21 protein-coding genes are annotated in these 16,599 nt (G+C 61.1%); 3 read left to right on the top strand and 18 right to left on the bottom strand.

What is annotated here, in order from left to right; genetic code table 11:
- Positions 1–329 precede the first annotated feature (329 nt).
- From BBCT_RS07570 to BBCT_RS07565, 3 genes are all read left to right on the top strand, one after another.
- On the top strand, positions 330–1,256 hold the full coding sequence (locus BBCT_RS07570) for a hypothetical protein (protein WP_231858054.1): 927 nt from the start codon (positions 330–332) through the stop codon (positions 1,254–1,256).
- 66 nt (positions 1,257–1,322) lie between these two features.
- A complete protein-coding gene (locus BBCT_RS09210) occupies positions 1,323–1,496 on the top strand; it encodes a hypothetical protein (protein ID WP_167335209.1) in 174 nt (57 codons plus the stop codon).
- Positions 1,497–1,613: 117 nt separating this feature from the next.
- Complete coding sequence (locus BBCT_RS07565; RefSeq protein WP_003834031.1) at positions 1,614–2,444, top strand: tyrosine-type recombinase/integrase; 831 nt, start codon at positions 1,614–1,616, stop codon at positions 2,442–2,444.
- Here the strand turns inward: BBCT_RS07565 and BBCT_RS07560 are convergent.
- The 18 genes from BBCT_RS07560 to BBCT_RS07475 form a co-directional block, all read right to left on the bottom strand.
- On the bottom strand, positions 2,441–2,686 hold the full coding sequence (locus tag BBCT_RS07560) for a hypothetical protein (RefSeq protein ID WP_003834033.1): 246 nt from the start codon (positions 2,684–2,686) through the stop codon (positions 2,441–2,443). The two genes, BBCT_RS07565 and BBCT_RS07560, sit on opposite strands and share 4 nt — an antisense overlap.
- The gene (locus BBCT_RS07555) at positions 2,683–3,525 is read right to left on the bottom strand and encodes an N-acetylmuramoyl-L-alanine amidase (RefSeq protein WP_003834034.1); all 843 of its coding nucleotides are present in this window, start codon (positions 3,523–3,525) and stop codon (positions 2,683–2,685) included. The genes BBCT_RS07560 and BBCT_RS07555 overlap by 4 nt, the downstream gene beginning before the upstream one ends.
- Complete coding sequence (locus tag BBCT_RS07550; RefSeq protein ID WP_003834035.1) at positions 3,522–3,830, bottom strand: hypothetical protein; 309 nt, start codon at positions 3,828–3,830, stop codon at positions 3,522–3,524. Before BBCT_RS07550 ends, BBCT_RS07555 begins: the two co-directional genes overlap by 4 nt.
- A gap of 9 nt (positions 3,831–3,839) precedes the next feature.
- A complete protein-coding gene (locus tag BBCT_RS07545) occupies positions 3,840–5,060 on the bottom strand; it encodes an SGNH/GDSL hydrolase family protein (RefSeq protein ID WP_033512717.1) in 1,221 nt (406 codons plus the stop codon).
- A gap of 9 nt (positions 5,061–5,069) precedes the next feature.
- Positions 5,070–6,563, bottom strand: a complete 1,494-nt coding sequence (locus BBCT_RS07540; protein WP_128805842.1) for a hypothetical protein — start codon at positions 6,561–6,563, stop codon at positions 5,070–5,072.
- An 8-nt stretch (positions 6,564–6,571) separates the two neighbouring features.
- Positions 6,572–8,509: a tape measure protein gene (locus BBCT_RS07535; protein WP_003833887.1), complete on the bottom strand. Its 1,938-nt coding sequence runs from the start codon at positions 8,507–8,509 to the stop codon at positions 6,572–6,574.
- Between the two features lie 159 nt (positions 8,510–8,668).
- The gene (locus BBCT_RS07530) at positions 8,669–8,941 is read right to left on the bottom strand and encodes a hypothetical protein (RefSeq protein ID WP_003833885.1); all 273 of its coding nucleotides are present in this window, start codon (positions 8,939–8,941) and stop codon (positions 8,669–8,671) included.
- 3 nt (positions 8,942–8,944) lie between these two features.
- Positions 8,945–9,328 carry a hypothetical protein gene (locus BBCT_RS07525; RefSeq protein WP_003833884.1) on the bottom strand — a complete coding sequence of 128 codons (384 nt, stop codon included), beginning with the start codon at positions 9,326–9,328 and terminating at the stop codon, positions 8,945–8,947.
- A gap of 1 nt (position 9,329) precedes the next feature.
- Positions 9,330–9,746, bottom strand: coding sequence for a hypothetical protein (locus BBCT_RS07520; RefSeq protein ID WP_003833883.1), 417 nt, complete (start codon positions 9,744–9,746; stop codon positions 9,330–9,332).
- Positions 9,747–9,759: 13 nt separating this feature from the next.
- Positions 9,760–10,131, bottom strand: coding sequence for a hypothetical protein (locus tag BBCT_RS07515; protein ID WP_003833881.1), 372 nt, complete (start codon positions 10,129–10,131; stop codon positions 9,760–9,762).
- Positions 10,128–10,460, bottom strand: a complete 333-nt coding sequence (locus BBCT_RS07510) for a hypothetical protein (RefSeq protein ID WP_003833880.1) — start codon at positions 10,458–10,460, stop codon at positions 10,128–10,130. The genes BBCT_RS07515 and BBCT_RS07510 overlap by 4 nt, the downstream gene beginning before the upstream one ends.
- Position 10,461: 1 nt before the next feature.
- The gene (locus BBCT_RS07505; protein ID WP_003833877.1) at positions 10,462–12,051 is read right to left on the bottom strand and encodes an HK97 family phage prohead protease; all 1,590 of its coding nucleotides are present in this window, start codon (positions 12,049–12,051) and stop codon (positions 10,462–10,464) included.
- The gene (locus BBCT_RS07500; protein WP_033512742.1) at positions 12,041–13,183 is read right to left on the bottom strand and encodes a phage portal protein; all 1,143 of its coding nucleotides are present in this window, start codon (positions 13,181–13,183) and stop codon (positions 12,041–12,043) included. Before BBCT_RS07500 ends, BBCT_RS07505 begins: the two co-directional genes overlap by 11 nt.
- Before the next feature lie 91 nt (positions 13,184–13,274).
- Positions 13,275–14,720 (bottom strand): hypothetical protein, encoded by a 1,446-nt coding sequence (locus BBCT_RS07495; RefSeq protein ID WP_003833873.1) that lies wholly within the window; start codon positions 14,718–14,720, stop codon positions 13,275–13,277.
- Positions 14,717–15,022: a hypothetical protein gene (locus tag BBCT_RS09555; protein WP_003833871.1), complete on the bottom strand. Its 306-nt coding sequence runs from the start codon at positions 15,020–15,022 to the stop codon at positions 14,717–14,719. The genes BBCT_RS07495 and BBCT_RS09555 overlap by 4 nt, the downstream gene beginning before the upstream one ends.
- A 129-nt stretch (positions 15,023–15,151) precedes the next feature.
- Entirely contained in the window at positions 15,152–15,874 is a 723-nt protein-coding gene (locus BBCT_RS07485) for an HNH endonuclease (RefSeq protein WP_003833869.1), read from the bottom strand.
- Positions 15,874–16,068 carry a helix-turn-helix domain-containing protein gene (locus BBCT_RS09705; RefSeq protein WP_003833867.1) on the bottom strand — a complete coding sequence of 65 codons (195 nt, stop codon included), beginning with the start codon at positions 16,066–16,068 and terminating at the stop codon, positions 15,874–15,876. Before BBCT_RS09705 ends, BBCT_RS07485 begins: the two co-directional genes overlap by 1 nt.
- Positions 16,065–16,409: a hypothetical protein gene (locus BBCT_RS07475; protein ID WP_003833864.1), complete on the bottom strand. Its 345-nt coding sequence runs from the start codon at positions 16,407–16,409 to the stop codon at positions 16,065–16,067. The genes BBCT_RS09705 and BBCT_RS07475 overlap by 4 nt, the downstream gene beginning before the upstream one ends.
- Positions 16,410–16,599: the final 190 nt, after the last annotated feature.

Below are 16,599 nucleotides of genomic sequence, written 5' to 3'. Positions count from 1 at the left end.
GTTGATTGCTTGGTTGTGGTGCGCGGTTCCGCGCTCTTATCTTCTTCTGCCATAACGCCGATTATAGAGGAGAAAAGGTGGATTTGGTGAACTATCTTCTGGCCAGCGATTTTCCGCCCTTTGTGGGTAACTTCTTGACTTAAGTTTGGCAAAACGTTTTTTGTGGATAAGTCGCGGTTTTCAACAGGCAAAGTTATCCACAAAATGCCGAAAAATACGTCCTCCGACCACAACCCTTGAAAAAGACCATGTGGTAATCGCAAGTATGCAAGTCTGTTGAATCACGGTAACAACGACGTGCATATCGAAAGGACGATGCAATGAATGTTATGAAGCGACGTATGCTTGCGATTCTGGCCGCGGTATTGGCGGCCTGCGCCATAATCGTAGCGATGACATGCCCGGCAGCGCTGGCCGCCGAACAGCTGCTACGCGCGAACGGCAAGCATTACAACTATTTTCTTGATGGAAAACCGTATGTGATCGGGGTGAACGCGGAATCGAGATCAGGCAAATTCTATTATTGCCGGCAAATAGAAAGCATGACCGACTATAAGGTGACTGAAACCACCACCGTGGAAAATACGGAAGCGGCGCGGCGCCTTGCATGGCTGCTGTCCGAATATCAACATGACGGGGAACCGGTGCTCACGTATGCGGCGATCGGCGTGCTGGTGCACCGCAACTATGATGACCAAAAGGTGTGGGCCAAGCATGAGCAATACCTCTTTTCAGTGATGGACGGGCTGGAAAGCAAGGTCAACGAGCTTTGGGAGGAGGCTGCGAACAAGCTGCCGGTTTCTTCGATGGTGACGCGTGATGATCGGCAGGGATTGCGGTCCGGAAGCCTGTTCGTGCAGTTGCTGGATGCGAGTGGACAGCCGGTTGAAGGCGTATTTACGGCGACGATCGAAGGTCCGGCCGTGTTCGACGAAGATGACGAGCCCACGGCAGTCGGCTGGGCCGAACTGGAGGGAACCACCGTGTATTGGCATGCAACGGGCGCCGGTGAGGTCAATATCAAGGTCGGATACCAGTCCGTAGGATTGGATGAGGCCGTCACCGCGCAGAAAATGATGGTGCTGAACGATGTGGTGGAACGTGAGGATAGCCTGTTGACGTTCGATGTCGACAACCTTTATGCTCCCGAGCGGGAAATGCCGCAGACAGGAAGTCCGATGGGGCTGGTGTTGGGTTTGGCGGCTGCTGTGATGTGCTGTGGGGCGTTCATGCTATATGCCGTTCGTCGACGATGATAGGTGGCGATGATAGGTGGCGATGATGACGCTTCATGGAGGCGAGTTTGCGAAACCTGGCCGAATATGATGAAGGAAGCCAGCGAAAAGAACGTGGCGAAATTCGAAATTCGCGAACAGCCCGGTCAGCTGCCATGTCCAGATTTTGACCGGATTTTGTTAAGTAATCGGCTTGGCCAAGATCCGGCAGGAAAACAAAAAAAGTCAGAAACCACTATGGTTCCTGACTTTCATTGGTAGCGGGGCATGGATTTGGACCATGGACCTCTGGGGCTACGCCCCGGCCCATGGTCCAAATCCATGCCGGCCTGAGCCGATTATCACTAATCCTAGCGGCGTGAGGCACGATGGTGTGCCATGAACGATAAGAAGTTGCAGCCGCCACCTGAGTGGCGAGTGAGCGTGGAAGACTGGGTGAAGTCCCTGATTGCCAGTGGGTACAGCGAAGACACAGTGCGGTGCCGGCGCTACAAGCTCACGCACGCGGCCATAGGTTTAGGCAAGTCGCCCGTTGACGTCACCACCGGCGATCTGGTGTCTTGGATGGCCGGCCAGCATTGGAAGCCGGAAACGCTGAAGGCGTACAGGAACACGCTAACGTCGTTTTTCGGCCGTTTGCAGCGAACCAGCGTAAGACCGGACAATCCGGCAGCCGATTTGCCGAAGGTCAAGCGTCCGAAGGCGCACCCGCGGCCGTGCCCCGACAAGTATATTCTTGCGGCGCTGGCGAAGGCGGACGAAACCGAAACGCTGATGCTGAGGCTTGCGGCCGAGTGTGGTTTGCGGCGAGGTGAGATAGCGGGCGTGAACTCGCGGGATGTCATGGACGATCTGCTTGGCAAGTCGCTAATAGTGCGCGGCAAGGGCGATAAACAGCGCATAGTGCCGTTGCCCGACGATCTGGCCGAAGCCATAGAGTCGTGCGGCGGTTGGCTGTTCCCCGGCCGGTGGCAAGGCCATGTCGAGGAAAGCTACGTGGGAAAGCGTATAAGTCGTCTGCTGCCAGAGGGGTACGGCGCGCACAGCCTCCGCCACCGGTACGCCACGGCGACATACGCGGCCACGCATGACTTGTATCTGGTGGCAAGGCTGCTGGGCCATGCGTCGGTCGAGACGACGCAAATCTACGTCGCCATGCCCGACGCGCGGTTGCGTGCGGGCATGGCCGCCGTGATGCTCGGTGTCTAGACCTGTTTGCCGGACATGCGGATTGGGTTGTAGGCCACGCCCATGCCGGCCGCGATCAGGCCGCCAACGGTGGTGATGTAGTCACCCACTGCCGGGTCCCCGAACTTGGTGAAGCCGAAGCCTACGGCCACGGCCACAAGTCCGAAAACATACACGATGGTTCTCACGGTGTCGTTGAACACCGGCTTATAGCCGGTTTCGGTGGTTGCCGCGTGCTGCGGCTCGTTGCTGCTGTTGCTCATTTTTCCTCCACGGTGATTTGCAGTGCTGCGAGTTTGTTTTTAACAGCCTGTTCGACCACTCCGGCGATGGTGGTGGGGTCGGCTCCCACGTTTTTGGCCAGAGTGTCGATGGCGGCTTGCTGCGCGGCCACGGTGGCCGTCAGCTGCGGCACCTGCAAGGCGTCCAGCCCGTACAGGCGATCTCGTGCCTGTGTGTGCTGGATGGGGAACGCCCAAACGTTTTCCGGCATTGCTTGGCATTGCTGGTCAATGCCTTGCAGGCGGTCGCGGCATTTGATGCCGTTCTGGTTGAAGTTCCAGACGGCTTCGGCGATTTCCTGTGCTGTTGGCATATCTTCGTCTCCTTCCAAGAGTGCGTTTGCCTTGTCCAAAATCTGTTGCACTGGCAGGCCGTTGGGCGCGAGGTCGGGGCAGCCAGCGTGGTCGGTGCCGGGGATCTCCCTATGTAGCCACACGTTGCCGTGCAGCCCGTCGTGCCATAGGCTTGTCCACCCGTAGCGTCGGGCGATGTCGGCGCATAGTCGTGCGCTGGCGTCGATGCACGCTTGCGTGCATGGCACGCCGTCCATGCCTCCTTGATGCTCGATGCTGATGGTCGAGTTGTTCGACGCCCAGTTGGCGTCTGAATAGCTGCCGTCCGCCTCTGAGACGTATTGGTGTATGGTTCCGTCGCCGCCGATGCCGTAGTGTGCGCTTGCCTGCGATGCCGGGTTGCGAAACACGCTGTCGGTGCCGGCGAGATAGCCCACCATGATATGCAGCGTTATATGCGTGACCTCGTGGCCGTTGCGGCCCTGGTAGTGGTTCGGCGAGCCTATCCATGTGATTCCGTCCATCATTCCTCCGTTCTGGCGATGTGCGCGTGCCTGATGTCCTCGATCATCTGCGAGCCGACGCCGTTGCCTCCCAATGCGCTGTAGGCGCGGTAGATGGTTTCTGCGGTCTCTTTGGTGGACACGTCGCAGACGCCGTCGTTCGCCACCATTGCCGCCTGAATGTGCTCCAATTTGCAGAACAAGAGCACGCGCAAGCCCTCTTTGGTGGGGGTGTCGCGTTCGGCGTGGCCCAATATCCATTGCACGACGCTTGTGGCTGCGCCTGAGCCTATGAGAGCGGCCACAAGGGTCAACAGTTCGGTATCCATCCCGTGGCCTCACATTCCGGCTACCCAGCTTGTTTCAACGAGCAGCCACCGATCTCTGGGGAACTGTGCCATCTGCATCTTGATCCCGCCGGTTCCGACGCTGATGGCGCAGCCGTTCACGTTAAGTCCTATGAACTTGTCCTGAACGTTGTTCATGAAGTAGGCGTCTTTCTTGAAGATGGTGAAGCCCGCGTCTATGGCGCGTTTTGAGTGCGCGGTAATTTGCAGGGTGATGGTGCCGTTCGATTCGACCATGCGCGCGCGCTGCGTCTGGTCAAACAGTGTGTCGCCGCTTACCGGCGTTACGGTCAGGTCGCGCGCGAACGTGGGCCAGAACGTGTTCTGCCCGTTCTTGATAAGTCGTGTGGCGATTGCGGCCCATTTCTGATAGCCGGCCTGTTTCATGTGGATATACCCGTCGGCCTCGTCCTCCCCGATCATCTGCCCCCACCTGTGGACGCCCTGCATAAGCACCACGCGCCGGTTCGTGGTCGCGGTCTGCGCCAACGTGGCGTGACTGATGGTATGCAATGCGAAATGGTGTTCATGCAAGCCCATTCCCAAGCCGCCGGCCACCGGGAACACGTATGTGGTCGCTTTCGGCGCTTTCTGCTTGATGGCGTTCAGCAATTGCGTGACGGCCGCGCTGCAATCGGCGTTGTTGTCGTTCACGCCGCCGATGACAAGCACAAGGTCCACGTTGCTCTTGTTTGAAACACGCTCCCACTGCTTCACAAACGTGTTGTCGCCGCCGACGGTGAAGCCGCTGCCGGATACGGCCATGTTCTGCACGGTGTCGATGCCCAAGTTCTTGCAAATCACGTCGCCGATGCCCTGCCCGGCGTGCTCCGCGCTGGAATAGAAGCCCTTGCATAGGCTGTCGCCGATGATGACGGCGTTATGCCAACGGTTGCCGGCGTTGCGCCATTTGTCCAAGGCGGCGGCGGTCTGCGAGTCGCTGTTGTTGATGTTCACGGCCATGTTCGAGTCCGCGAGCGTGCCGGCCGTTGCCGCCGCCTGCTGCGCGGCCGTGGCGCTGGCTGCGGCGCGCGTGGCCGCGTCGTCAACTCTGGCGGTGATTTCGGCGGGCAAATCGTCGATGTTGTCGTCGATGCTCTCGGCCATTGCCTGGAACTGCTGGGAGGCGTGGCGCACCAGATCGGTGGGGCCGGGGTAGCGGATGCCGTGGCGTGGCGTGGTCGGCATGTTCGCCGCGTTGAAGTCAGACATAATATCTCCTTAATCTTGGAAGTAGGTGATCTGCGAGAACTCGCCCCAAGTGAAGCCAAGTTCGCTCCATTTGAGGTTTATGGGGTCCAAGTCCCGCCAAGCGCTCAACGTGCTAGGCAGCATTGGCAACGGGGTCAGCGTGAGTTCGTTGGCTAGGACGGGTTCGCCAGCCTGCCAGTCGAACGACAACGTGCCGCCGATGGCGAGCCACGCGCCACTGGTGGCCGGCGTCCCGTCGTCCGCAAGAAGCTTCGTATAGCGTGTGCTTACGAACGCCCACAGGGATGCGGTGGGCTGCAACTGCTGCTCGAACACGTCCAAGTCAAGATGCCGGCTGCTGGCGGTCAGTTTCTCCGGTCTGAGCCTCAATGTCTGCACGGCGAGCCATTCCGCCCACCGTGTGCGCTGCTCCGCCGTGGGCTGCCATACGCCGCCGGTCCAATGGTCGCCGGCCTCGTTGGCCGTCACCGCGTCCGAGTCGAAAGACACCGATTCCACGGTTGCCGTGAGATTGCTTGGCAAGAGCCCTTGGCCGGTGAGGTCGATTTCGTCGTCCTCGAACGAAAGTTTGTTGTCGTTGTCGTCCCATTTCACGGTCTTAGTGGATAGCTTGACTTGGCTCACCGTGTCGGGGATGGTCAGCGTCGTATCGTCCACGGTCACTTTGTCGCCGGTCGCCGCGATCTGCTCCAAACCGCCGCCCGCCACGGTCAGCGCACCGTCCGCGTGCAACGTGATGCTTGCACGTCTGCCTGCCCATACCGCGCTAAGCGATTCGTAACCATGCCCGTGTCGCTCGTAATACACGGGCAAGTCCGGGTGGTGCGCGCCGAGCGCATATAACACGGTGGACAACTCTGGGTAGGAGTCATTGTCATAGGCGGCGGGCTGCGGCATGGTCTTGAGCCATGCGAGCGTCGCCGTATCCAGTGGCGGGCAACCCAGCGCGCTGAGCCGCCGGTTGATTTCGTCCGCGCGCTGCGCGGCCGTGCCGGTCCAGTGCAAGCCCGCCAGTTTGGCGTCCGATGACGTTGGCCCCTTGCCTGTGGCGCGGTTCATACGCACCTGAAGCGCGTTAGCGTACAGGTCGAGCATATAGGTGTTGTCCGCGCGTTGGGTGATGGTGCCGCCGCTGGTCACGTTGCCGATGAATATGGTGAGCGCCGTAGGGTCGGGCTGCGCCTCCGGTGTCGGCTTGTGTGCCAAGTGGAAGTCGGCCCATGTCAGTCCTTCCGGCTGCACGGCCCATGGTGTCGTGTCGTTGAGGTCACGCCACAACGGCCGGCGGGACAACTGAACCAACACTTTCATGCCCGCAAGGCGCGTGCTGTTGCCGGCGAGGTCGCCGGTACGGTCGAGCAGCTGGAAGCGGAGCACGCTTGGGTCGGGCTGGGTGTCCGGCGAGTCGGTGCCCCAGTCCACCGTGAAACCGGCCAAGCCGGCCGGCGCGTGGCTATGCCCGGTCACGTTCTCCCACCCGTTGCCGCGATCTATGAACAACATTGGTTGCCTCATCTGCGGCCCCGTCTCCGAGCGTGGCCGGCAAGCAGCCGTTCAATGGCCTTGGCCGCGCCGTCCGGGTCGCTTATCGCGCCGTCGATATGCACCTCATAGGTGTTGTAGACGACGCCACCCGTTTGAGCCGCCCCCGCTACGCTCACACGAAACCCTGTGTCGGACATGGCCGCGTTCACAGCGCCTATGGAGGCGCGCACCTTGCCGTTGAAGCCCGCATCTATGCCTTGCGCAAGGCCGCTCATAATGGCCTTGCCATGCGGTATCAACAACTTGCGGTCGTAGCTGATAGGTCCCTTATGTTCGGCTATCCAGTCGCCTATGCCGCCGATGAAACCCGTCACTTTGCCCCAAGCGCCCTTGAGACCTGAGAGAAAACCGTCAATGATGCTCGAACCGGCGTTCACAAGGATGGAACCGACGTCACCCAGAGCGTTGAGGATACGGCCCGGCAATCCCCTGAACCAATCCACAACATTGTCCCAAGTGTTCATCGCCCCGTCCGCCGCGCTCTGGAAGAACGCGCCAATACGGCCTGGCAACGACTGGAAGAACGCGATTATGTTGTTCACGCAATTGCCCAGAAACGAGGTGAACTGGCTCCAAATCTGCCGGCCCGTCTCGGTCTGAGTGAAGAACCACACCAACGCCGCCACCAGCGCGCCGATGGCCGTGACCACGATCATTATCGGGTTGGCGTTCATGGCCGCGTTCAACGCCCATTGTCCGATTGACGCGGCGGTGGACGCCAGGCTGAAGCCCTGCAACGCGGATACCACGGCGCTGATGACGCTTGCCACCTTGAACGCGGCGAAACCGCCGCCGATGGCCACAAGAGCGCCGCTGATGGGTTCCGCGTTCGCGCTGACCCAATCGCCAAACTGGGTGAGCTTGTCCGCCAACGCCTGGATGATGCCGGCCGCGCCGGTGAACGCCTCGCCCACGGCCGTCCCGATGCCGCCCGCGTCGGACAGGCCTTGCAAGCCCGGCGCTATCGTCGTGGCGATGCTCGAGAACGCGCCGCCCAACGAGGACAACGCGCCGCCGATGCCTGACACCATGCCTGAGAGCGATCGGAACGCGCCCGTGTCGCTCACGCCCTGGATGAACGACTTCAAACCGTTGGTGGCGGTTTGGCTGAACTGGCTGATACGGTCTCCGGCTTCGGTCAACGCGCCCGTGACCGCTGGCTTTATGAGGTTGAACGCGTCCGTCAGCCCGCCGGTGATCGCGGCCTCCAAGTTGCCCAAAGCGCCTTCCATGGTCTTGGTGCTGCTGGCGGCTTCCTTGGCGACGTCGCTCATGCCGAGCTGCATAATCGCCTGGTTGAACTCGTCGGCGCTGATCTCGCCTTTCTCCATCGCGTCCCTGAAATTGCCCGTGTACGCGCCGTTGGCCTTCATGGCTTCCTGGAGCTTGCCGGACGCGCCGGGGATGGCGTCGGCCAACTGGTTCCAGTTCTCCGTCGTAAGCTTGCCCGCGCCGGCCGTCTGGGTGAGCACCATGGCCACGGAGCCGAAGGTGTCGGCGTTGCCGCCGGCAACGGCGTTCAGGTTGCCGGCGGCCTCTGTAAGGCCGGTGTAGTCCTTGATGCCGTTCGCGGCGAGCTGCGCCGTGGTGTTCTGGATGGTGGACAGGTCATACACTGTGCGGTCCGCGTAGTCGCGCGCCGCCTTGCTTGCCTTTTCGACGTTGGCGGTGTCGATGCCGGCGAAGTTCATCGTCGAAACGAACTTGTCCGTGCTGTCGCTCATGTCCATCACGGCGCTGCCGAACGAACTTACCTTGTCCCATAGGGCGGTAACGCCCTTGAGGGCAGCGCCGCCCATGAACGAACCGAACGCCGCCGCCTTCGTGGTGGCCTTCTGGAACGCCTTCACGGCGTCGTCGCTGTTGCCCGTGATTCTCACGGACATTATCGCGCTATGAGTCATGCGTCACCTCCTCCATCTTCTCGGCCTCGTCCTGCATGATTTCCACAGCCGTGGCCCAATCCATCCAATTGGCCCTTTCCCGCCACTCCCACGGCGTGCCGCCGAAATATCGGGCGAGCAGACAGGACAGATAGCCGAGAGAGTCTTCGGGCCACGGGGTCAGGCCGTAGGTTTTCCCGCGTCGGCCTCCGCCGCCGTGATTTCCACGCCGTCCACGTCCACTCCGTCAAGCCATGCGTCAAAGTCAAGGGTGGTGAGCTTGGCGAACTTCTCGGCGAGATAGGCCATGTAATACGCCTGGCGGATGCGGCTTGCGTCCCCGGTCGCCCATTTCTTCACCTGCGCGTGTTCCTCGGCCGCGCAAATCACGCGCGGCGTCAACGGCGCTTCATGTGTTTCGCCGCCTGTGTGTGTAATCCTGATGGTCTTCATGATCTAAGCTCCTTTTACCTTGCTCATGGTTTTATCGATGAACTGCTTGTAGACGCGCCGCCACGCGCCCTCGGTGCCGGCCACGCCCTGGTTGACGAACAGGCGGGGTTTGATGCCCCTTTTCGGCCACCCGTAGTTGATGACTCCCGCGTAGGGCGCGGACTTGCGGCCGGCACGGATGACGCCGGCCTTCTGGGTCGCGCCAACGCGAATAGATCCGGCGAGCCTGCCCGACTCGCCGCGCGGCGCGAGCTGCCGGACGGCCGGCAACGCGATGTCCGCGGCCTGCCGGTTCACGTCCTTCAGCTCCTTCATGTCCGCGCCTGCTTTGCGCATGGTCTGAACGAAACGTTTTTGCCCCACCACGTATGCGGCTTTGGCTGCCATTTCAGACCTCGGAGGACGACGTGTAGGCGGAGTGCGCGAGTTCGGTCGCGGGGAAACTGAAGTCGTTGCTGTTCTTTGATTTCACGTCGCCGCCGATGCTCACGGGCGAGATGTTCACCTTACCGTTCCACTTGGTCGCCCCCTTGTTGTTCGGCACCCACTCGAACGGCAGCGTCTGGCCGGAATGGTCGAAGCACCAGTTGGCGAGGTTGTCCGTGTCGAAGTTGTCAACGATGGTTCCCTCAAGCGTCCAATCGGTGCTTGAGCTGGTGTCCTGCGAGCCGTCAAGGAAATTGATTGGGTCGTCGGTGTTGTTCGACGCCACCAACTGCACCTTGGTGACTTCGGCGCTGAAGTCGCGCCCTTTGCCGGTGTCGGTGATGGTGAGCTTGCCCGGTCCAAGGGTTCTTGTCGCCATGATTGTGTCCTTTCTATGAATCCAATGGGTTGAGGGTTATGGTGTAGGCGGCCAGGCTGCCCACTCCGGTCAGGTTGAACGTGCTGGGTTTCGCGTCCCGCAAGTTCACTTGGCGGTCGTGCAAGCGTTGCACGCCGTCGGTCAACAGGTCCAAGGCGAGCGTCTGCGTGGCCATGGTGCCGGCGATGAGGTTCACCGTCCAAGTGATGGTCTGCATATGCCAGCCCTCGAAAGTGAGTTCTGGCGGGTCTATCAGCACCGCTATTCTGCCTGGCAACGGGCGGGCGTCCTGCGCGTCGATGGTGACGACGCAAGCGAGGTCGCCCAGGGCGTCCGTCAGCATGTCCATAAGGGCTTCTCGCTCTCGTGTTACTTGGCTGCTCATGCGATCACCACGCTCCCGGTCAGGATGCCGGCCGCGTTGAGCTTTGGCCACACCGAGCGCAACGGGTCGCTGCTGACCCTGAACGGTTCCAGCGTGCCGTCGCCCACGCTCATGACGCCCAGTCTGGCGTCCCTGCTGTTGTAGAGGTCGGCGGCGCAAGAGGTAACGCAGTCCGCCATGACCTCCTTCCCCACGTTCCTATCGCCGAGCGCGCCGCGAACATAGCCGATGGCCGCTTGGATGACGCGGCGCACCCGGTCGTCGTCGTCGGTGGGAACGTTGATTTCGTCCCTCACCGCCGCCTCATAGTTCGTCCAGTCGTCGGCCATGTCACTCGCCAGACTTGGCCGTTGCCGCGAACTTCACAGGGATAAGCCCGAGCGGTTGGGTCGCCGCCACAGCCATATAGCCGTAGACGCTGTAGTTCTCGGTGAGCTTGGTCGGGTCGCCGTCGCTGAGCTGGGTCGGGCCGCCGGACTCCCAAACGGTCACGGCCTCGGGGTCGATGAAGCACGCGGTACCGGCCGGGGCCTTGGGCAGCATCTGCACCGGGACGCGCAGGAACTTGCCCGCGATGCCCGTAAGGTCGAAGTCGCCCAACGTGTCGCTGCCGTCTCCGCTGAGGTCGAAGAAACGGCTGCCGGTGTCCTTGAGCTTGACAAGCGCGGCCATGACGTCCTTGGAAACGCCCAGGCGGGTAAGGCTCACGTTGCGGTCGTCGGCCAGTTCCGCCGCGTCCATGATCAGCATGGCCCACTGGTCGATGGTCATTGCCGACAGTTGGGCCGGTGCATCGATCTTGTTCGCGTCCGTCTCGGCGTCGCGCTGAGACGCGATGGTGTCATACAGGAACGAACGCACCTTGTTTTCGGTGGCCTTGGCGTAGGCGTTGCGCAACGCCGCCAGCGCGGTGTTGAGCATGGGCGTGGTGCTGCGCTCGATGGTCTGGCGGCTCAAAGAAGTGTAGCCACCGTAGGTATCGATGCTTGCGCTCTTGGTGCCGAACGTGACCTTGCCGAACTGCAACGCGCCGCCCTCGTTCTCCTGCTTGTCCACCGTGGCGGTGTCGGACGCCACCACGTTGTATTCCATCGTCATGCCCTTGTCCGGCAGCGTGTCGTGGGTGAGGATATTGGTCACCTTGCGGCGCTGCTCGATCAGTCGCAAATCATCCCTAATCCATGCCACCTTGTTGCCAGTGTCGCCGGTGGCGATGAGGTCGCGGCACTCGTGCATGAGCTGCACTGCCGCTTCGTCGCCACGGTAGAGCGCTTGAAGATAGTCGCCGGCCGTGCGATACTCAGCGCCCATGACCTTGGCCGGCTCACTGTCGGTGTTCCTGGCAATGGCGGCTTTCATGCTGCGCTGTTCGTCCATGATGCCGTTCAGCTTGTCGTTGATTTCGTTGAGGTCCATTTCGTTTCCTTTCTGGTTTCCGGTTTCCCTCATGCTTTCGTGGGTAGTTTCGCTGCTGCGCTGCGAAGTGATCTTCGCGGCCTCGTAGGCCGGCCACGACACCACCGAAACCTCCAACAATCGGACGCGCCTGCGGTGGGTAACGCCCTGCTTGTCCACCTCGTCGTCAATCGGCATGAATCCGACGCTGAGCGAGTCCAGCGCGCCGTCGCGCAACAGGGCCACCACGTCCCGGCCGCGCTGCGTGTCGCTGATATGCGCCGTGATATGCAAGCCGTCCTCTTGGGGGTGTGCGTCGAGGATACGGCCGATAAGCTCACCGTGCTGATAGCAGAGCTTCGCCGTGTCCGTGTCGTCGAAAACACAATCGGCGTCGAACGTCTCGGCACCGTCCCATGTGCTGATGACGCTGCCGTAGGGCACGGCCACACCCTCCAACGTGCGCCCGTCGCCCTCTTCGGCCGCGCGTAGGCACACGCCCTTAAACCCGATTTCATGCTTCATTCTGCGTCTCCTGTTCCTGTGGCTGCTCCTGTGGTTCCGGTTGCGGTGCCGCGATGAGAGGCGGCAACGCCTCCCTTGCGCGCACCTCGTTCACGTCCATCCACCCGGCCTCTATCGCCGTCTTGTAGGCGTTGAACCGGTCGGCCATGTTGGCGCGCCGGCTGCTGTCCCAGTCGAACGCGGCCGTGCGGCCCCTCGGCAACAAACGGTTGAAAAGTTCCTCTATCTCGCCCGCATAAGCCGCCAACGTGTAATCGGCGAACTCAATCCACGATTGCTCGATATTCGAGTAAGTAAGGTTGCTACCGTCAACGGCCGCCAACATGATGCTCGCCGGGATGCCTAGAAGCCGCGCGATCTGAGTGGTGTCAAACTTCTGAGTCTCCAAAAACTGCAAATCTGCCGGTTTCATGTCCAAGGGCACGTATTTGAGTTTCGAGCCGAGCACCTTCACGTCGCCGGCCTCACCCGTGGCTTTCCACGCCTCCTTGGCGTCCTTGGCCACCTGCGGCGTCACCTTTTCCTCCGTCTGCAAATAGCCCTTGAGGTTGCTACCGTCGCTATAGAACTTGGCCTTGTAGGTGCGGGCCATCTGCGCGGCCTCCACCTCCTCACGCGCCGCCGAGATTGGCCCAAGCCCACGCAACCGGCCCGGCACGTTCAAAAACTTGCAATGAACGATCTGGTCGGCCGTGTAATCATGGCCCAGATAGCTATAGCGGAGCTTGGGCGCGGCTGGGTCGTTGCCGTCGTCGCTCACGGTCACGAGGGATGGTGGAAGCACCTCGCAAGAGACCACTTCGCCATCGAAACGCACCAATCGCACGAAAGCGTTCCCGTCCAATACCATGCTTGCCACCATGTCCGCGAGGAAGTCGCGGCGGCTGCGGTTCACGTCCGGCTGAAGCACGATGGAGGAAACCTTGTCGAGCTTCACGCCTCCCCTGATTTCATGGATGGGCAAACCGGTGATGGCGGTTTGCAGCACTTGCACGCCACGGAACACGGTTGAAAGGCTCAACGGGTCGCAGTTCCCCAATCGTGCGGGCGGCTTGATGCCGTCCGGCATGTCCGCGTCGGCACCGCGCGTCAGCACGCGGCCCGCCATTCTCACACGCTCCCAAATGTTCATGCGGCCAAGTATCACCGCCAAGCGCCAAGCCCGCCACAAGCCCGCCGCCCAATGCCGCATAATGCCGCCACGCGACGCCGAACGCCACCGGCTAGTAGATTTGCAGCGGCCCCGTTTCCTCGGGCCTGTGGGCGGCTCCCCAAGCCGCCAACATGCAGCTTTCCAACGGTGACGTTAGGCCGGTGCTTCCGCGCCGGCTCACGCGCCATGCGTCGCCGGCCCATTTGCGCGCCGAGTTCGCGGCGCTGGCGTCCAACTCGGGGTCTGCCGCGTGGGTTATCGCGTGGTTAGCCAAGCCGGCAACGAAACTCTGTCCGGTGGTCAGGTAGTCGCCCGCGTCCATGTCCACGAACTGCAGCAGCGGGTCGCCCGCGTCGTCGGTCATGTGGCGCAACCGGTCGGACAAATCGGCGGCGGTGCCGCGCGCGTCGATCACCACCGGAGCACCGTACTTCGAGCACAAGCGGGTGAGTTCGGTCGGCGCGTACCCGGTGCCGTCCAAGATTCTCAGCAATTGCACCGTTATGGTGCCGTCATTGTTGGCGATGCCAGCCGAAACGCTCGTGTGCGTCCCGTCCACGTCCACCGCGACGCCGAACACCACCGGCCGGCCGTCCAAGTCGCCGGGCGTCACCGGTGCCGTTACCGTAGCCGCCCACAACGCCTCGTCTATCGCCCTGTCGGTTATACCCTCGTCCCGACGGTTGCCGAACGCGCGCGCCCAACCTGCCGGGTTGCCCTGGAACTGTTCGCGGAAGTCGGCCAACTGCGTCTTGTTCCACAAGAGTCCGGCGGCTGGATGATGGCGCATGATGCTGTCCAGATTCTCCGGATCTTCGTCGGCTGGCAACCCGAAGTCGAACCAACACGTGCGGCGCGACTGTTCGCCAGCCCTGCAAGCGTCAAGTCTACGGTTGAAGAACGTCGATTCTGCCGTTCCCTCGGTGCTGGTTATCCATAGCTGCGGCTGCACGCCGGTGGCCTTAAGCCTTGTCGCCATGGTCGGCATGAAGCCATCCAAAATGGTGTTTCCGGTTTCCTCGGACAACGAAAACGCCTCGTCCAACGTGATTTTGTCGCCTTGGACGCCGTGCCCCGCAACCTTGGTAACGCTCTTTGGCATTATCACGCTGCCATTGGCGAACGGCTGGCGCAAGTCGCCCGCGCCGAGATACGGCCGTGTGGTTATTGCGGCAAGCGGCGAGCTGCCGAGCGTTTTCAGATATTTCTTGAAGTGGTCGCCCGCGTCCTTGCCCGTCTGCGCCAAATAATAGATAAAACGATCTGGTCCCCACTGCGAGTTGCGCGTGTCCACCGCGTCCACAAGCGTGCTTTTTCCACACTGTCGCGGTGTGCTCAATATCACCGTGTCATAGAAGTAAGTGCCTGTGTCCGGGTCTATTTCACCCGCCACGTCGGCCACCAACCGTTGCCATGGCAGCAGAGGCGTGCCAAGCAACCGGGCGAACTTGGCGACTATAGGCCCGTCGGTGCGGCGATCCGGGTTTCGCTGGGTGCCGCCGCGCAATGGCGTCATGCCTGTGCCTCTTCCAGCAGACTGGCAAGAGCGGGGTCGATTTCCTGCCTTGACTGAAACTCGGTTTTCAATTCCTGGTACCACGCCAAGAGCTGAGCCATGACACGGCTCGTGTCGCGTCCTTTGACGTTCAGCGCGTCGAAATTGCGGGCAATGTTGATCATGGTCTTGCACACGTACTTGGCGTTAGGGTCAAGCTGCCTATCGCCCACGAAACTCTCGATAAGCTCCTTGGTGGCGCGTTCCTGCAAGCCCTCGTTGGGACCATAATAATCATTGAAACCGTCCAAGGTCATTTGCATTTTTCCAACCTCCTTAATAGCTGGTTTTCGTTGGTATTCCGCTGGTTTCCAGAATTTTTTTATACGGTTCGAGAGAGTGAAAAAGTGGGCGCGGGGTCTTTTGGCCGGCCGTTCGCTTAAAAAACAGGTTCACCATTCCGGCCGTGAAGCCACAGTGACGCGATCACTGCGAAGCCCAAGGCGTGCGAGCGTGGCCCGGCGTTCACGTTGCCTTGCGTCCACCAAAGCTTGTGAGATGTGCAAGCCGTACCATTGGCGCACCAACCGCTTGGCCTGCTCGGTCTCAGCCCGCTCCCACTCCACCTCGAAGCCGGGATCTATCACCCGCACGTCGTAGTCAAGGCTTATCCACTCGTCAAACATCCTAGGGTGGCGCCTGCTGCTTGTCGTGGTGCGGATCATCCACACGTCAATAGGCTCCTGCGTTATGGCGAACTGGCGATAGGCTGCGGACCACGCCATGGCAACCGCCCGCCGCTGCGCCATGCTGGGCGACTCCGGTAGGCGCATGGCCCGGGCCAACGCCAGCCACGACACAACCGGGTCGCCTTGCTGCCTGTGAGCCTCCACCCATTCCACGGCCTCACGGTCGCAGGAACCGGGCGGCGTGACCACGATATGCAAGCGCGCCCCATAACCGTAAAGCACGCGGTCCTGGCGGCTGGCGTTGCAATGCTTGCACGCGCGGCGTATGTTCGCCACGGTGTCCATGCCGCCATGCGCGTAAGGCACTATGTGGTCGTCTTCCTCGCCCACACCGGTGCAACCCGGCAGCCTAAGCCAACAAGCGTTGCCCCACGTCTCGATCACCTTGGCCCGCACAAGCGGGTCGATAGTCTGCCTGCGCGCCATCACCTGCCACGCTTCCTAGCCCGCACCCACATGTCGAGATCGGCCAGCTCATACAAGCACGGGGAGTTGATGGCGTCGCCCGCCTTAAACCATTCCGGCCCGCGATTATCGGCCCTCATACGCTCCATCGTCCTAGGGGAGACGCCAAGATAGATAGCAGCCTGTTCAGTGGTCAGTTTCGCGCGCGGGTTCACAGCACACCAACCCAAGCCTTGAGCGATGTCAACAACTCGGCACGGTCGAACATCTGCACACTTCCGCGCCTCTCAGGCTTGCCCAAGATACCGTCGCTGATAAGCTGCTGCATCACATGGTCGCCGCTAGGGTCGGCCGTCGGCGCGATCTTGTTCAGTCGAAGCATACTGATGGCAAGGGAACGCGCAATGGTGTCCGTTCCAACAGTGTCATGCTCCAATTGCCTGATATTCCATCGAATGGCGTTCTTGATGTCCTTCGTGCGCTGGGCCTTGTTCTTCGGCACCGTCCTCTTGGCACGTCGGCGGTTTGTTGGCTTGTAATCGACCGAATAACCCATGTCTCGAACCTCGTTTCATATTGTGGATAAGAACTGTGGATAAGTGGATAAGAATTGTGGATGATGTGCCCTTCGGGTGGTGGGGCGTTAGAGCGGGGAACCCAGCCAGGAAAACACAAGATTGCTCAAGTGTTTTCCGGGTTAGGGTTCGCCATGCAAGGTTGCTTCGTAACGGAGCCGCGCCGTCGCA

Origin of the sequence: Bifidobacterium catenulatum DSM 16992 = JCM 1194 = LMG 11043 (assembly GCF_001025195.1) — a bacterium.
Taxonomy (GTDB): Bacteria; Actinomycetota; Actinomycetes; order Actinomycetales; family Bifidobacteriaceae; genus Bifidobacterium; species Bifidobacterium catenulatum.
This window is presented reverse-complemented; position numbering and strand designations above follow the sequence as displayed.

Coding starts and splice junctions, on each gene's coding strand:
- BBCT_RS07570 (WP_231858054.1), top strand. CDS start 330: ATGAAGCGACGTATGCTTGCGATTCTGGCCGCGGTATTGGCGGCCTGC.
- BBCT_RS09210 (WP_167335209.1), top strand. CDS start 1,323: ATGATGAAGGAAGCCAGCGAAAAGAACGTGGCGAAATTCGAAATTCGC.
- BBCT_RS07565 (WP_003834031.1), top strand. CDS start 1,614: ATGAACGATAAGAAGTTGCAGCCGCCACCTGAGTGGCGAGTGAGCGTG.
- BBCT_RS07560 (WP_003834033.1), bottom strand. CDS start 2,686: ATGAGCAACAGCAGCAACGAGCCGCAGCACGCGGCAACCACCGAAACC.
- BBCT_RS07555 (WP_003834034.1), bottom strand. CDS start 3,525: ATGATGGACGGAATCACATGGATAGGCTCGCCGAACCACTACCAGGGC.
- BBCT_RS07550 (WP_003834035.1), bottom strand. CDS start 3,830: ATGGATACCGAACTGTTGACCCTTGTGGCCGCTCTCATAGGCTCAGGC.
- BBCT_RS07545 (WP_033512717.1), bottom strand. CDS start 5,060: ATGTCTGACTTCAACGCGGCGAACATGCCGACCACGCCACGCCACGGC.
- BBCT_RS07540 (WP_128805842.1), bottom strand. CDS start 6,563: ATGTTGTTCATAGATCGCGGCAACGGGTGGGAGAACGTGACCGGGCAT.
- BBCT_RS07535 (WP_003833887.1), bottom strand. CDS start 8,509: ATGACTCATAGCGCGATAATGTCCGTGAGAATCACGGGCAACAGCGAC.
- BBCT_RS07530 (WP_003833885.1), bottom strand. CDS start 8,941: ATGAAGACCATCAGGATTACACACACAGGCGGCGAAACACATGAAGCG.
- BBCT_RS07525 (WP_003833884.1), bottom strand. CDS start 9,328: ATGGCAGCCAAAGCCGCATACGTGGTGGGGCAAAAACGTTTCGTTCAG.
- BBCT_RS07520 (WP_003833883.1), bottom strand. CDS start 9,746: ATGGCGACAAGAACCCTTGGACCGGGCAAGCTCACCATCACCGACACC.
- BBCT_RS07515 (WP_003833881.1), bottom strand. CDS start 10,131: ATGAGCAGCCAAGTAACACGAGAGCGAGAAGCCCTTATGGACATGCTG.
- BBCT_RS07510 (WP_003833880.1), bottom strand. CDS start 10,460: ATGGCCGACGACTGGACGAACTATGAGGCGGCGGTGAGGGACGAAATC.
- BBCT_RS07505 (WP_003833877.1), bottom strand. CDS start 12,051: ATGAAGCATGAAATCGGGTTTAAGGGCGTGTGCCTACGCGCGGCCGAA.
- BBCT_RS07500 (WP_033512742.1), bottom strand. CDS start 13,183: ATGAACATTTGGGAGCGTGTGAGAATGGCGGGCCGCGTGCTGACGCGC.
- BBCT_RS07495 (WP_003833873.1), bottom strand. CDS start 14,720: ATGACGCCATTGCGCGGCGGCACCCAGCGAAACCCGGATCGCCGCACC.
- BBCT_RS09555 (WP_003833871.1), bottom strand. CDS start 15,022: ATGCAAATGACCTTGGACGGTTTCAATGATTATTATGGTCCCAACGAG.
- BBCT_RS07485 (WP_003833869.1), bottom strand. CDS start 15,874: ATGGCGCGCAGGCAGACTATCGACCCGCTTGTGCGGGCCAAGGTGATC.
- BBCT_RS07475 (WP_003833864.1), bottom strand. CDS start 16,409: ATGGGTTATTCGGTCGATTACAAGCCAACAAACCGCCGACGTGCCAAG.